This window comes from Exiguobacterium sp. LL15 (genome assembly GCF_024436095.1).
GTDB classification, from domain to species: domain Bacteria; phylum Bacillota; class Bacilli; order Exiguobacteriales; family Exiguobacteriaceae; genus Exiguobacterium_A; species Exiguobacterium_A indicum.
Window position 1 is genome coordinate 560,726 of sequence record NZ_JANFNX010000001.1, and the last position, 13,266, is coordinate 573,991.

Consider the following 13,266-nt stretch of genomic DNA (forward strand, 5'->3'; position numbering starts at 1 on the left):
TGACCAAATGGTGGACGAACAAGCATATGACTTTTTGAATCAGCTTTTTTCATAAAGAGAATCCGAATGAACTTGAATAAAAACTCGTAAAGAAAACATAGAGGTAAATGAGGTAAAGTGGAGTCAAATACCGCATGCGTACGACGGGCAATTTTCGAGCGAGTCGTTTTCCGAGTGCTTCGAGTAAAATGATGATCGCAAAACCGACGACCAAATACAAAAAGATTTCGGGTAAGCTTCGTTCGGAATCAATGAAGGAATAGCCGTAACGTAAACAACTCGTCATGCCAACGAAGCCGACGAAGCGTTCGAACGGATGTTTGATTGGTTGATCTGCCATAGTGAAGTCCTTTCCAGGTGTTTTCTAGTTGCAGTATAGCAAACCAAGCACGAAAACGCACAGTCACAATTGAATATGCTATGATGAGGGCAATGACTTCTAGGGAAATCAAAGGAGGAAATCATCATGAAAACATTACAATCCAAACAAGAATTCGATACAGCAAAACAAGGAAATGCCGTCTTTTTATTCTCAGCAAACTGGTGTCCGGATTGCCGCTTCTTAGATCCGTTCATGCCGGAAATCGAGCAAACATTTAACGGCTTCGAGTTTTACTATGTCGATCGAGATGATCATATTGAAATTGCCCAGGAAATGGACATCTTCGGAATTCCGAGTTTTGTTGCATTCCGCGATGGTGAAGAGACAGGGCGTTATGTCGGGAAAGAGCGGAAGACACCAGAACAGGTGACAGCATTTTTAGAGACGGTTTAAGAAAAAAGCGAGCGCTGACTCGCTTTTTTTCATGATAGAAAGGATGAATTCGAATGGAACTACAACAAATCCGAAGAATGATGACACAAACATTTGAAGAAGAAGGGTACACGACATATTTCGATCGTGAAAAGTCTGTATTACGAATTGAGCGAAAGAACGATAAATCAGGCGTTGATGTCGGATTGAATCCGCTTGTCGCAAAAGCAAAACGAAGAGGTGTCATCGCAGTCGAAGAGACGATCGAATATATCCGTGCTGTACTCGGACAAACGGATCAAATCTCACTCGTTGGACAAGAGCAAAAAATCTTTCCTGTCATTCGCGCTAAATCGTTTGCCGATACGACAAAAGAAGGAAAGACGCTCGTCAGTACACCACATACAGGTGAGACGAAAATCATGTACGCGCTTGATCTAGGAGCGACGTATCGTTTGATTGATGAGGAGTTACTGGCGTCTGCTGAATGGACAGCTGAACAGTTATCAGAAGCAGCGCGTTTTAATGTGAAATCGCTTGAAGCGCCATTTAAACAAGATGAAGTCGCGGGGAATATCTTTTATTTCTTGAGTCTCGGCGACGGATATGAGGCGAGTCGTGTTTTGAACAAGACGTTATTAGCAGATTATGCGGCGCAAATCGAAGGAGAATTCGCTGTCGGGATTCCGCATCAGGATGTGCTGATTTTCGCGGATATTCGTAATGACGCCGGATATGATGTCTTACAGCAACTGATGTTTGACTTCTTCTCGAACGGTCGGGTACCGGTCACAGCATTACCATTCTTATATGAAGATGGCAATCTGGAACCGGTCTTCGTCCTTGCGAAAAACAAGCAGCCGAAAGAGTGAAGAATCTGATACAATAGGCATTGTGAGAAAGACGGAAGGGAGTCATGGATTGAATGAATGTGTTTTATAATAAAGAGGGCGTCGGTGACGTCTTAATGATCATTTTGGAAGACGCACCACGTGCGGAAGTGACAGCGACTCGTGAAGGAGACGTAGCAACTATCAAGCATGGTGATCGTGTCGTCGGTTACAACCTGTTTGATGCTTCGACTACGTTTACGATCGAGACACAAGGACCGGTTGAATTGACGGAAGAATTGGCAACACGCATCCAAAAGGAACTGGCGAGTCGAGATATCGAATTGTCACTCGAACAAGTGGATTATTCTCCGAAATTCGTTGTTGGGTTCGTTGCTTCTTGCGAGAAGCATCCGGATGCTGATAAATTATCGGTCTGTCAGGTAGAAGTAGATAACGGAACTTTACAAATCGTTTGTGGAGCACCGAATGTAGCGGCGGGTCAAAAAGTAGTCGTTGCTAAACCAGGAGCGGTCATGCCGTCTGGGTTAATCATCCGTCCTTCAGCGTTACGCGGCGTACCATCAAGCGGTATGCTCTGTTCAGTACGTGAGCTCGGACTTGTCGATGCACCACAAGAAAAAGGGATTCTTGTACTCGATGATACAAAAGCAGTAGGGGAAGCATTCTCAATCGGTCGATGATTCGACCGATTTTTTAACAAGATGGAGGGGTGAACGTATGAGTAATCGTTATGAACAGTCACTAAAAGAGCAGGCTGCCCGGATTCGTCGAGAGCTTGCAGGGGAACGTGAGACAAAGCCGGTGGAACGTCCGAAAAAAGAGGAGCGTGAAGATCGCTTCGTTTTAACGGATGTGCCTTCACCGATTTATGGATTCCAACGTCCGAAGCAATCTGCATCGGAAACCGTAAAAGCTGCGGAAGAAACGGAAACGAGTGAGCAGGTTTCGGAAACAGTCGAAGAGGGAAATACTGATGAGGTTGCTTTGACGAATCAAGAACTAATCGCGCCAGAAGTCGTATTAGACGAAGCGGAAGCAGATGCTGGTCTTGTACCGGTGACGGACGTCGAATTACTTATACCGGAACCTCACACAAGTGAAGAGCTCGTAAGAGAAGAAGTGCCGACCGTAACCGAAGTAGAAGAAACGGACGAAACTGAAACATCTTCCAACAGTGAGACGGTGGAACCATCAGTTGTTCCGACAGAGACATCAAGTGAAGAGTCTGCTGATGAAAAAGAAGCTGAGCAACAAGCGGAGAGCTTCGCACCGACTTTTGATACATCTGCTATTGAAGTAGATCAAGATCCATCTGTTACTGAGGTCGATAAGCCTGTTCAGTCGGAAGTGAAAAAACCGGTCGGACCGCCTGTTAACGTCGTTATGACGACGAAAGACTTGATGGCGATGTATCGCGCACGTCGAGAACAAAATAATTTACATGGTAAAAAATAAATCGGTTTGCTATAATGGTACAGGTTTTGTACCCGAGCCCGATGGTACGGACCGGAACGTGAATTGGAGGGCTTTTATATGACAAAGTATCATTTTGTTGGAATCAAAGGAACAGGGATGAGTGCGCTCGCCCAAGTACTACATGAGATGAATCATGAGGTGCAAGGTTCAGACATCGAAAAGCACATTTTTACTGAAGACGCGTTACGGGCTAAGGGAATTCCATTTTTCCCGTTCAATGCGGATAACATCAAAGAAGATTATGTCATCATCCAAGGGAATGCTTTTGGAGATGATCATCCAGAAATCGCACGGGCAAATGAACTTGGTTTAACCATCCATCATTATTACGATTTCTTAGGACATCTAGCAAATGAATATCGTTCGGTCGCCATTACAGGCTCACACGGAAAAACGTCGACGACAGGTTTGCTTTCACACGTCTTGAGCGGTATCACGCCGACAGCTTTCTTGATCGGAGACGGGACAGGGGCAGGAGTAGAGGATGCGAAAGCATTCGTCTTCGAGGCATGTGAATACAAACGTCACTTCTTATATTACAAGCCGGACTACGCTATCATGACGAATATCGACTTCGATCATTCGGATTATTTCACAGGAATCGATGACGTCGTTTCGGCATTCCAAGAAATGGCGATGCAGGTTAAGCAAGCGATCGTTGCTTGTGGAGATGATGAGCATCTTCAAAACATTCAAGCGAATGTACCTGTTCTCTATTATGGATTTGGAGAAAACAATGATTTCCGCGCGGAAAACGCGACGTCAACGCCAGATGGTACATCATTTGATGTTTATTTACGTGATGATTTCTACGGCACGTTCCTCATTCCAGGATTCGGTCGTCATCATGTCTTGAATGCACTCTCTGTCATTGCGATCTGTCAGTACGAAGGATTGAGCAAAGACGACGTTGCTGAACGTTTAGCCACATTTGGTGGTGTAAAACGTCGCTTCAGTGAGTCGGAATTCGGCACACAAATCCTAGTAGATGACTACGCGCACCATCCAAAGGAAATCAGCGCGACGATTGAGTCCGCACGGAAAAAATATCCGGACCGTGAAGTCATTGCGATTTTCCAACCGCATACGTACACACGCTTGAAATCATTCATGGATGATTTCGCGACTTCTTTACGTGAGGCAGATGCGACATATCTATGCGAAATCTTTGGATCGGCACGTGAGCAGGAAGGGCAAGTTCGCGTCGAAGATCTGCAGGAGAAAATCCCGCAAGCTTCTATTCTGACGCGCGACAACGTTTCTGTTCTACGTCAGCATGAAAATGCTGTGCTTCTGTTCATGGGAGCGGGCGATATCCAGACGTATCAGCATCAGTATCAAAGTGTGAAATAAACGAGAATTAAAAGTGTCACTCGACCCGAGTGGCACTTTTTTTGTCGTATTTTTGAATTATGATAGTAATTTCAAAAAACCGATGAGGAAAATCTAAAATAGGATTGCATCTTGAAATAAAGTTTGAAATAGTGTGTATGTGTTGAAGTTATTAACGGAAAGGAAAGACACCATGGGACAGATTTTACTCATCTTATTGCTCCAGTTGATTTACGTTCCTGTTTTGACATTACGGACGATCATGCTCGTCAAAGGGCGGACTGTCATTGCTGGATTATTTGGCACAGTCGAAACATTGATTTACATTTTTGCACTAGGAATCGTATTCCAAGACTTAACGACACTCGGTATGGTCGTTTATGCGCTTGGATTTGGTCTAGGAATACTCGTCGGTGGATATGTCGAGCGAAAACTCGCCATCGGTTACAATATGATTCAAGTGCATACGCAAGAATTTCCAGCGGAACTGATTCAAGTCATTCGCGATAATGGTTTCGGTGTGACACATTATCAAGGTCAAGGACGAGACGGTGTCCGTTATCGGTTAGATGTGCTCGCGGCTCGAACACGTATGAAAGTGCTTCGTAATCTCGTCGAAGAATACGAACCGAAAGCATTCCTCGTTGCATTCGATTCCGTCGACTTCAAAGGTGGGTATATGTTGAAAGGATTAAAGCGTCCTCGATAGAGCACTTTTCCTGAGAATGATGTTTATTCTTTGTTATTTAAGGATAAAGATGAAATAGAACGTCATTTGAAATCAGGAAAGGGGAATATCAGATGATTAGTAATCATGCAAAATCAGCTTTGAATCAACAGGTAGCAAACTATGGGGTACTGTTCGTCAAACTCCACAATTATCATTGGTACATTAAAGGACCAGACTTCTTAACGCTTCACGAGAAGCTTGAAGAACTTTATACATGGGTATCTGAACAATATGATGTTGTTGCAGAACGTCTATTGATGAATAACGGAACACCTTCTGCGACACTGAAAGAGTATTTAGAGCAAACGACGCTTGAAGAAGCGAAATCGGGGTTATCGGCAGATGAGATGATTGATTCCGTCATCAAAGACTTCCAACAAGTCCGAAAAGAGATGCTCGATGCGATTGAACATCTTGAGGCACAAGACGTGACGGTTGAAGATGATCTACTTGGTCAAGCGAAGGAAATCGAAAAACAAATTTGGATGCTCCGTGCGACATTGAAAAAATAAGATATAGAAAACGGATGACCCCGTCCTATGTAGGACGAGCCATCCGCTTTTTCTTATTTCAGGTTTTCAGGATTGAGGACTTCGAGTTCTGGAAGAACGAAACGACCGTCTTTACGGATCAATACGTCGTCGAACCAGATTTCTCCACCACCGTAATCGGGACGTTGGATGTTGACGAGATCCCAGTGAACGGATGAGTCATTACCGTTGTAGGCTTCTTCGTAAGCTTGACCTGGTGTGAAGTGGAAGCTGCCATCGATTTTTTCATCGAATAGAATATCCTTCATTGGATGCTGAATGAAAGGATTGACGCCGATCGCGAATTCGCCGACGAAACGAGAACCAGCATCTGTATCGAAGACTTGGTTGATCCGATCCGTATCGTTCGCCGTCGCTTCGACGATTTTACCGTCTTTGAACGTCAGTTTGACGTTTTCAAACGTGAACCCTTGATATGGAGACGGTGTATTGTACGAGATCACACCGTTGACCGAATCCTTGACCGGTGCCGTAAAGACTTCACCGTCTGGAATGTTGGCATTTCCAGCGCATTTGATGGCTGGGATATCTTTGATCGAAAACGTTAGATCCGTTCCTGGTCCGACGAGACGAACACGATCCGTCCGGTTCATCAAGTCAACGAGTGGTTCCATCGCTTGACCCATTTTTTCATAATCAAGCGTACAGACATCGAAGTAGAAGTCTTCGAATGCTTCTGTTGATTGATTGGCAAGTTGCGCCATCGATGCGGTTGGGAAACGAAGGACGACCCATTTCGTTCCTTTGACACGATCTTGTGTGTGCATCTTACCAATCGTTTGACCGTAAAGTTTCATCTGTTCAGCCGGCACATCTGACAATTCATTGATGTTATCACCAGCACGTAGTCCGATGTATGCGTCCATCGCTTGCATTTGCTTGCGTTCGATGTCTGCCATCAATTGGAGTTGCTCTTCTGAAGCATTTCGGTATAATTTTCGTAGGATACGATTATCCTTAAGTAAGACGAACGGATGACCGCCAGCCGCGTAGGCAGCTTCAACAAGTGCCTCGACCAGTTCGCGTTCGATGCCGAAGTTTTCAATCAATACTTTTTCACCAGGTTCAAGGGCAACCGAATAGTTAATGAGATTCGTTGCCAGTTGAGTAAGACGTGGGTCACGCATGAAATTTCCCCCTCGAAATGGATTATGTAGGTTTCATTTATCATTGTAACGGAAATAAACCATTTGGAGTAGCAGGAACGACTTGCTACATGTCGAACTATCAACAAAAGACTATGCAAAAAAATTGGAGGCAAGAACCATGGAAATCACATTAGGCGGAGTCGCCGGATTAGTCGCTGCGATCGCATTCGTAGTGCTCGTCATTTTCCTTGCCCGTGTATTAGGTGCTGCGAGTAAGACGCTCAACAATGTAGCCAACACGACAGCAGGACTTGAACGTCAATTAGACGGTATCATGATGGAGACGACAGCGTTGTTACATAAGACGAATCGTCTGGTCGATACGATTGAAGAAAAAACAGAATTGCTTACACCTGTCGCAAACTCGATCGAAGAACTTGGTACGTCTTTAAACAAAGTGACAGATTCTGTCCGGACAGTATCCGATACGGTCGCTGGTGCGGCGGATACGAATAAAGAACAGATTGCGCAAGCAGTCCGTTGGGGTTCGGTCGCTGTAGAGTTATTTAAGAAAAATAAACCGGCAGAGACTACGGTTCAAAATCATTCGACGGCAACGACGACGGTCGAGAAAAAGCCACGTCGTCGATTCCGGAAAAAGGCAGAGGCGCCGGTCACACCGGAAGTCGTGTCAGTACCGGACGTTGAAAGCATTCCAGATGAGTTGAAGGGAGATCGTAAATCATGACGAAACAACATCCATATCAAGCACAAGATTCTTCTAAAGGAGGAGGCTTCCTTGCCGGAATCATCGTTGGTGGATTGATTGGTGCTGCGGCAGCTCTCCTTTCTAGCCCAAAATCAGGTCGTGAAGTACGCAATCTGATTGACGAGCGTACGGCTCCTGCCCGTCAACGTTTGACGGAACAGACACAAGTCGTCCGCGAAAAAGCGGAGCCACTCGTAGGTGAGTGGATTCAACTAGCGAAAGATAAGGCAGCACCTGTCATTGAAAAAGCGAAGAACAATTCAACGGTTCAAGAAGCGGCACAATATGCGGGCTTTGAGAAGGATCAGGCAAGCATTGATGCTGCTCTCGCGGAAGCGGAGCAACTCGTACGGGACATTGAACGTGAAATCGGCGACGAAGTCGATGGGGCGTCTGTTGCAGAAGAAATCGACACGGAGACGGTCGTTGAACTTTCGGAGTTACGTGAACAGTTAGCAGACGAACAAGAGGAAGACAATGATCCACAGTCTGATGTGAATCATAAGAAATAATCAATACATGAGGAGCTCTCATCATGAGGGCTCTTTTTCTATGTTTCCTTATAGAGGAAACATCAAAAAATTATATGAAAAAACGTAATTTATTTTCATATTTTAAGAAATCATGCAGCTTCTTTATGTACAACAGGGAAAGAGTTCGCTATAATTAGTTGCTATTACGAGCTATATGCTGATTAGGGAGTGGTAGGACATGGATCAACATGCAGAATTAAAAAGATTACGTGATGAACTCGATTTAGTGAATGCAGAATTATTGGAATTGATGAACAGACGAGGTCAAATTGCCGTTGAAATCGGAAAAGTCAAACGAGCACAAGGGCTTGATCGATACGACCCTGTTCGAGAACGTCAAATGCTCGAATCAATTGCCGCTAATAACCATGGACCTTTTGAAACAGGACGCCTTCAGCATGTATTTAAAGAAATTTTCAAAGCTTCTCTCGAATTACAAGGAGAAGATCGGACTCGGAAATTACTCGTATCACGGAAACAAAAACCGACGAATACGATCATCCGGATCGGAGATGCCGTCATCGGAGACGGTTCACAACAATTGATCGCTGGACCGTGTGCGGTCGAGAGCGAAGAACAAGTATTTGAGGTCGCGGAACAGCTCGCGAAACATGGCGTGAAGTTCATGCGAGGCGGAGCGTACAAACCACGTACATCGCCTTACGACTTCCAAGGTCTAGGACTCGAAGGTCTAAAGATGTTGAAAAAAGCAGCGGACGCGCACGGTTTGCATGTCATCACTGAAATCATGACACCGAGCGCCGTTGAATCTGCTTTACCATATGTCGACATCATCCAGGTCGGCGCACGCAACATGCAAAACTTCGATTTACTCAAAGAAGTCGGTCGGACGAATAAGCCGGTTCTTTTAAAACGAGGTCTTTCTGCAACGCTCGAGGAATTCATGTACGCGGCTGAGTACATCATGGCGAGTGGTAACGATCAAGTCATCTTATGTGAGCGTGGTATTCGGACGTATGAACGTGCAACACGGAACACGCTTGATATCTCAGCAGTTCCGATTCTGAAGCAAGAGACGCATCTTCCTGTCATGGTCGATGTCACGCACTCGACAGGACGTAAGGATTTACTCTTGCCAACAGCAAAAGCGGCATACGCGATTGGGGCAGACGCTGTCATGGTCGAAGTCCATCCGTTCCCAGCACTTGCGTTGTCTGATGCGAATCAACAACTCGATTTCCAAGAATTCGATACGTTCATCGAAAACTTGACGACTACCTTTCCGGCACTAAACGTTCAATGATTTCCGAAAAAGGGTAACCTAAAGCGAATGAAAACGTTTTACAATGAAGGAAGAATGGGAAAAGAAAACTATCTTTTCCTGTCTTCCTTTCGTGTTGCCTAAAAATGAAAACGAAATGAAAACACTTGAGATGGATCATACTAAAGGAGGAATTTGTTTTGAATAGTAATATTACGATTTACGATGTCGCGCGAGAGGCTGCTGTTTCGATGGCGACCGTATCGCGTGTCGTCAACGGAAACCCGAATGTCAAACCATCTACACGAAAGAAGGTCCAAGACGCAATCGAACAGCTTGGTTATCGTCCAAACGCTGTTGCCCGTGGACTGGCAAGTAAAAAAACAACGACGGTCGGTGTCATCGTGCCCGATATCTCGAACATCTTCTTTGCGGATTTAGCACGCGGGATTGAGGATGTCGCGACAATGTATAAATATAACATCATTTTATGTAACTCCGACCAAAACCGGGAAAAAGAGATTCATTTGCTCAATACATTACTCGGAAAACAGGTGGATGGAATCATCTTCATGGGTGGACGTTTGCATGAGGATCTCGTTCGTGAGTTCAAAACATCACCGGTTCCGATCGTTCTTGCTGCGACGTTGAATCAAGATTATGATCTTCCTGCCGTCAATATCGATTATGAGAGTGCTGCGCACGATGCTGTTAAGTCTTTGATTGACCGTGGACATGAACGGATTGGATTCATCACTGGACCACTCGAACAGCAAATCAATGGTGAAAAGAAATTTGCGGGTTATCGCCGAGCACTCGAAGAAGCAAATCTTCCGTTTAACGAGCAAAATGTCGTCCTTGGAAACTATACGTATGATTCAGGAATGAAGGCGATGAATCAATTGCTTGAACTTGGAGAAGATTGCCCACGCGCGATTTTTGCTGGAACGGATGAGATGGCTCTTGGTGTCATCCATGCCTTACAGGATGCGGGACACCGTGTACCGGAAGACTTCGAAGTCATCGGACACGATAACACACGTCTTGCAACGATGATTCGTCCGAAACTGACGACTGTCGTTCAACCGATGTATGATATCGGAGCAGTCTCGATGCGTCTATTGACGAAAATCTTGAACAAAGAAGAAATTGAAACGAACGATGTCACGTTACCACACCGGATCGAACAACGGGATTCGACACGTCCTTAATCGAAAAAACGTCTCTTCTCTCAAGCAAGCTGCTTGAAAAAAGAGACGTTTTTTTATTTCGCGACGGTAATAAGTTCATCTTGGTGATGGTGGAGTTGGTCATTTTCGACATGGAGTCGAACCGTCGTCTGACCAGGTGCAGTCAATGTTACTTTCCCGCTGTAAGCATCATCCTTTTTTTCTAGAGGAACGTAGTTATGCTTTTCAATGCCCGTTTCAATGACTTCCACTTGTACGTTCGCTTTTAGCGGTTTCCCATCGAGGAAAACATGAAAGGAGACGGGAAGTTCAGCACCAGCTTTCGCTTTTGTTGCGCCCATGTAATGGACAGACAGACCGTCGACGGCTTCGTGATCATGTCCATGCTCGTGCGATGCTTCCTCTTTTTCATGTGAATGATCCATGACGACGAATGAGATCTTATCCATATGATGGAGTCCTTTTTTATCATTGATATGATACAGTCCTTCATACTCACCTTCAGCAAGTTTAGCTTCTGCTTGATAAGAACCGGTCTTTTTCAAGGTTGCCTTGAACTTTTGATGGGCACCGTCTTGTTTTCCGGCTTCCCAAACTTCAAATGTCACGTCCTCAAGATTGACTGGTTTCTTTTGTTCGACAGCTGACGCTTTAAAAACAACTTTATCTTCTTCCATTGTCTTGGCTGGAACATTAACGTTGACCTCGACCGTCGGTTTTCCTGACCCTTGCATGTTATCGTGATCCATTGCCTGTTTTTCATTGCCGCACCCTGCGAGTACGATCCCCGTCGATAGAATAAGACCGGAATAAAGCCATGCCTTTTTCATGATGATTCCCCCAACTATTATTCATTTACTAAGTAAAAATTCCATATTTAGTATAGCAACAAGTTGTGAACTCCGAACGAAATAAATGTGAAGATAAAAAGTCAATTAATCAATGGAGTAAGGGGAAGTCGCAGTCAATTGTTTCTTACGCTCATCACTTACGAACGGCCAAATCAGTCGTTTGACGGTCTCCCAATTTTTTTCTTCGATTTCAGGTCGTCGCGGAATGGTGGGGTAGAGTGGTGTTGGATCATGCCAGTGTGTTGGTGGGGGTGTTTCTTGTCCACTCCAACGTTTTTGCCATGAAGTAGGAATCTCTCCGTGAAACGGAGCTTGTCCGGTCATGGCAGCAAAAACTTGACTCCACGCGCGGGGGACGACACGATACCAGTCATAGCCACCGCCTCCTAAAGCAACGATTTTTCCATTCGTATATTTATTTGCTGCAGCGACGGCGATTTGAGGGATCTGCTCATAACTTTTCATCGTTAAGGATAAATGAGTCAATGGATCAAGCGCGTGTGCATCGGCACCATTTTGCGTAATGATGAGATCTGGTTGGAACAATTCGCAGGCTTCAAAGAGTGCCGTCTCATACGCGAGTAAAAACGAATCATCTTCCGTAAAGGCGTCCAGTGGCACGTTCCAGCTGAATCCATACCCTTCTTCAGACCCCCGTTCCGTCACCATTCCCGTTCCTGGAAATAAGTAGCGACCCGTCTCATGGAGAGACAATGTCATGACGTCCTTTCGATTATAAAAGGCCCATTGTACACCATCACCGTGATGGGCGTCTGTATCGACATAAAGAATTTTACAGTGATATTTTTCAATCATGGCTGCCATGGCGACAGCGGTATCGTTATAGACACAAAAACCAGAGGCACGTCCACGGAATCCGTGATGCAATCCACCGCCGATATGAAAGGTCCGTTTATATTGACCAGATAAGACGAGATCACACGCTTCGATCGTGCCGCCGACAAGGAGAGAAGCGCCCGAATGCATCCCTTGAAACAAAGGGGTATCTTCTGTCCCAAGACCATACATCTGTGCCTTGAGGGGGGTTAATGCTCCGGTTCCAGCTGCTTTGACGGCGGCAATATAATCCTGATCATGAACGAGTGACAATTCTTCATCAGTCGCATGACGTGGCGCGATACAAGGAATGTCATCTAATTGATGCATCGCTTCAAGCAAGGAAACAGTTAATTCGAGGCGAATCGGATTGAATGGATGTGTCTCCGAAAACCGATAAGTCGCTTCTTCAGGACTGTACAGATAAGCAAAATCCTTCATCTGCTCACATCCGGTCCAAGTACATCGAATCCTTCTTTGCGCAACTTTTCGATGATCCGAATCGGATTCATCGTCTGGACACGAAACGCAACGATCCGGACATACGGATCGTCTGTTGGATATACGAGTACATTTAAGATATTGATATTCGTTTTGGCAAGCAGTGCGGCAATCTTTGCTAATGTTCCAGCAGTGTTCTCAACACGGATTTCGATTTGAGAACTTGGTTCGAGTGCACCCGTCAATTGAACGAATGTCCGCAACAAATCCGTTTCCGTGACGACACCGACAAGGCGTCGACCGCGGACGATTGGCAGACACGTCAATCGGTATTCATAAAACAGCACAGCCGCATCTTCGAGAAAATCGAGCGGATGAGCCGTGACAGGACTTTCAATCATGATGCTTGAGACCGGATACTGTAGGTCTTGTTTTGCTGTATCCGGATGAAAGATACTACTTGCGCTTTGAATTTCCTTTAATCCGACAAGACCGACGAGTTCATGGCGGGCATTGACGACAAGAACATGACGAATCTGATGACGTTGCATGAGTTCGATCGCATGCGCGATGGAATTCGTCGGTTGCATCGTGATGCACGTCGTATTCATGATTTGTTCGATTAACATGACGATTCC

At 45.2% G+C, this 13,266-nt stretch carries 16 protein-coding genes; 11 read left to right on the forward strand and 5 right to left on the reverse strand.

Annotation, left to right across the window (positions count from 1 at the left end; genetic code table 11):
* Positions 1-49 precede the first annotated feature (49 nt).
* Positions 50-340, reverse strand: coding sequence for a hypothetical protein (locus NOM72_RS02725; RefSeq protein ID WP_023469080.1), 291 nt, complete (start codon positions 338-340; stop codon positions 50-52).
* 126 nt (positions 341-466) lie between these two features.
* Here NOM72_RS02725 and NOM72_RS02730 point away from each other — a divergent pair, with 126 nt between their 5' ends.
* The 7 genes from NOM72_RS02730 to NOM72_RS02760 all read left to right on the forward strand — a co-directional run bounded on the left by NOM72_RS02730 (position 467) and on the right by NOM72_RS02760 (position 5,658).
* Positions 467-775 carry a thioredoxin family protein gene (locus NOM72_RS02730; RefSeq protein WP_023469079.1) on the forward strand — a complete coding sequence of 103 codons (309 nt, stop codon included), beginning with the start codon at positions 467-469 and terminating at the stop codon, positions 773-775.
* Between the two features lie 53 nt (positions 776-828).
* The gene (locus NOM72_RS02735) at positions 829-1,626 is read left to right on the forward strand and encodes a DUF1444 domain-containing protein (RefSeq protein ID WP_023469078.1); all 798 of its coding nucleotides are present in this window, start codon (positions 829-831) and stop codon (positions 1,624-1,626) included.
* Positions 1,627-1,679: 53 nt separating this feature from the next.
* Positions 1,680-2,288 (forward strand): YtpR family tRNA-binding protein, encoded by a 609-nt coding sequence (gene ytpR / locus NOM72_RS02740; protein WP_255997711.1) that lies wholly within the window; start codon positions 1,680-1,682, stop codon positions 2,286-2,288.
* 37 nt (positions 2,289-2,325) lie between these two features.
* Complete coding sequence (locus tag NOM72_RS02745; RefSeq protein ID WP_255997713.1) at positions 2,326-3,063, forward strand: hypothetical protein; 738 nt, start codon at positions 2,326-2,328, stop codon at positions 3,061-3,063.
* Positions 3,064-3,141: 78 nt separating this feature from the next.
* Entirely contained in the window at positions 3,142-4,437 is a 1,296-nt protein-coding gene (murC, locus tag NOM72_RS02750) for a UDP-N-acetylmuramate--L-alanine ligase (RefSeq protein WP_023469075.1), read from the forward strand.
* A 172-nt stretch (positions 4,438-4,609) separates the two neighbouring features.
* Positions 4,610-5,125 carry a DUF2179 domain-containing protein gene (locus NOM72_RS02755; protein WP_023469074.1) on the forward strand — a complete coding sequence of 172 codons (516 nt, stop codon included), beginning with the start codon at positions 4,610-4,612 and terminating at the stop codon, positions 5,123-5,125.
* A gap of 92 nt (positions 5,126-5,217) precedes the next feature.
* Positions 5,218-5,658, forward strand: a complete 441-nt coding sequence (locus tag NOM72_RS02760) for a Dps family protein (RefSeq protein ID WP_023469073.1) — start codon at positions 5,218-5,220, stop codon at positions 5,656-5,658.
* Positions 5,659-5,711: 53 nt separating this feature from the next.
* On the opposite strand, the gene NOM72_RS02765 is transcribed toward NOM72_RS02760, so the two are convergent.
* The gene (locus NOM72_RS02765) at positions 5,712-6,824 is read right to left on the reverse strand and encodes an aminopeptidase (protein ID WP_029342360.1); all 1,113 of its coding nucleotides are present in this window, start codon (positions 6,822-6,824) and stop codon (positions 5,712-5,714) included.
* A 139-nt stretch (positions 6,825-6,963) separates the two neighbouring features.
* On the opposite strand from NOM72_RS02765, the gene NOM72_RS02770 reads away from it, so the two are divergent.
* The 4 genes from NOM72_RS02770 (at position 6,964) to ccpA (ending at position 10,520) form a co-directional block, all read left to right on the forward strand.
* On the forward strand, positions 6,964-7,533 hold the full coding sequence (locus tag NOM72_RS02770; RefSeq protein WP_255997714.1) for a DUF948 domain-containing protein: 570 nt from the start codon (positions 6,964-6,966) through the stop codon (positions 7,531-7,533).
* Entirely contained in the window at positions 7,530-8,066 is a 537-nt protein-coding gene (locus NOM72_RS02775; RefSeq protein WP_035396501.1) for a YtxH domain-containing protein, read from the forward strand. The genes NOM72_RS02770 and NOM72_RS02775 overlap by 4 nt, the downstream gene beginning before the upstream one ends.
* Before the next feature lie 199 nt (positions 8,067-8,265).
* Positions 8,266-9,351, forward strand: a complete 1,086-nt coding sequence (locus NOM72_RS02780; protein WP_023469069.1) for a bifunctional 3-deoxy-7-phosphoheptulonate synthase/chorismate mutase — start codon at positions 8,266-8,268, stop codon at positions 9,349-9,351.
* Between the two features lie 158 nt (positions 9,352-9,509).
* Positions 9,510-10,520, forward strand: a complete 1,011-nt coding sequence (ccpA, locus tag NOM72_RS02785; RefSeq protein ID WP_023469068.1) for a catabolite control protein A — start codon at positions 9,510-9,512, stop codon at positions 10,518-10,520.
* Positions 10,521-10,573: 53 nt separating this feature from the next.
* Here the strand turns inward: ccpA and NOM72_RS02790 are convergent, their stop codons facing one another.
* From NOM72_RS02790 to NOM72_RS02800, 3 genes are all read right to left on the reverse strand, one after another.
* Positions 10,574-11,329 (reverse strand): maltotransferase domain-containing protein, encoded by a 756-nt coding sequence (locus NOM72_RS02790; protein WP_143404496.1) that lies wholly within the window; start codon positions 11,327-11,329, stop codon positions 10,574-10,576.
* Positions 11,330-11,434: 105 nt separating this feature from the next.
* The gene (locus NOM72_RS02795) at positions 11,435-12,628 is read right to left on the reverse strand and encodes an acetoin utilization protein AcuC (protein ID WP_055968781.1); all 1,194 of its coding nucleotides are present in this window, start codon (positions 12,626-12,628) and stop codon (positions 11,435-11,437) included.
* A complete protein-coding gene (locus NOM72_RS02800; RefSeq protein ID WP_255997715.1) occupies positions 12,625-13,257 on the reverse strand; it encodes an acetoin utilization AcuB family protein in 633 nt (210 codons plus the stop codon). Before NOM72_RS02800 ends, NOM72_RS02795 begins: the two co-directional genes overlap by 4 nt.
* Positions 13,258-13,266: the final 9 nt, after the last annotated feature.

Excerpts from the sequence above, each read along its gene's own strand:
- NOM72_RS02755 (WP_023469074.1), top strand. The coding sequence starts at position 4,610 with ATGGGACAGATTTTACTCATCTTATTGCTCCAGTTGATTTACGTTCCT.
- NOM72_RS02745 (WP_255997713.1), top strand. The coding sequence starts at position 2,326 with ATGAGTAATCGTTATGAACAGTCACTAAAAGAGCAGGCTGCCCGGATT.
- NOM72_RS02800 (WP_255997715.1), bottom strand. The coding sequence starts at position 13,257 with ATGTTAATCGAACAAATCATGAATACGACGTGCATCACGATGCAACCG.
- NOM72_RS02780 (WP_023469069.1), top strand. The coding sequence starts at position 8,266 with ATGGATCAACATGCAGAATTAAAAAGATTACGTGATGAACTCGATTTA.
- NOM72_RS02795 (WP_055968781.1), bottom strand. The coding sequence starts at position 12,628 with ATGAAGGATTTTGCTTATCTGTACAGTCCTGAAGAAGCGACTTATCGG.
- NOM72_RS02765 (WP_029342360.1), bottom strand. The coding sequence starts at position 6,824 with ATGCGTGACCCACGTCTTACTCAACTGGCAACGAATCTCATTAACTAT.
- NOM72_RS02775 (WP_035396501.1), top strand. The coding sequence starts at position 7,530 with ATGACGAAACAACATCCATATCAAGCACAAGATTCTTCTAAAGGAGGA.
- NOM72_RS02725 (WP_023469080.1), bottom strand. The coding sequence starts at position 340 with ATGGCAGATCAACCAATCAAACATCCGTTCGAACGCTTCGTCGGCTTC.
- NOM72_RS02790 (WP_143404496.1), bottom strand. The coding sequence starts at position 11,329 with ATGAAAAAGGCATGGCTTTATTCCGGTCTTATTCTATCGACGGGGATC.
- NOM72_RS02770 (WP_255997714.1), top strand. The coding sequence starts at position 6,964 with ATGGAAATCACATTAGGCGGAGTCGCCGGATTAGTCGCTGCGATCGCA.
- murC (WP_023469075.1), top strand. The coding sequence starts at position 3,142 with ATGACAAAGTATCATTTTGTTGGAATCAAAGGAACAGGGATGAGTGCG.
- NOM72_RS02730 (WP_023469079.1), top strand. The coding sequence starts at position 467 with ATGAAAACATTACAATCCAAACAAGAATTCGATACAGCAAAACAAGGA.
- NOM72_RS02735 (WP_023469078.1), top strand. The coding sequence starts at position 829 with ATGGAACTACAACAAATCCGAAGAATGATGACACAAACATTTGAAGAA.
- NOM72_RS02760 (WP_023469073.1), top strand. The coding sequence starts at position 5,218 with ATGATTAGTAATCATGCAAAATCAGCTTTGAATCAACAGGTAGCAAAC.
- ytpR (WP_255997711.1), top strand. The coding sequence starts at position 1,680 with ATGAATGTGTTTTATAATAAAGAGGGCGTCGGTGACGTCTTAATGATC.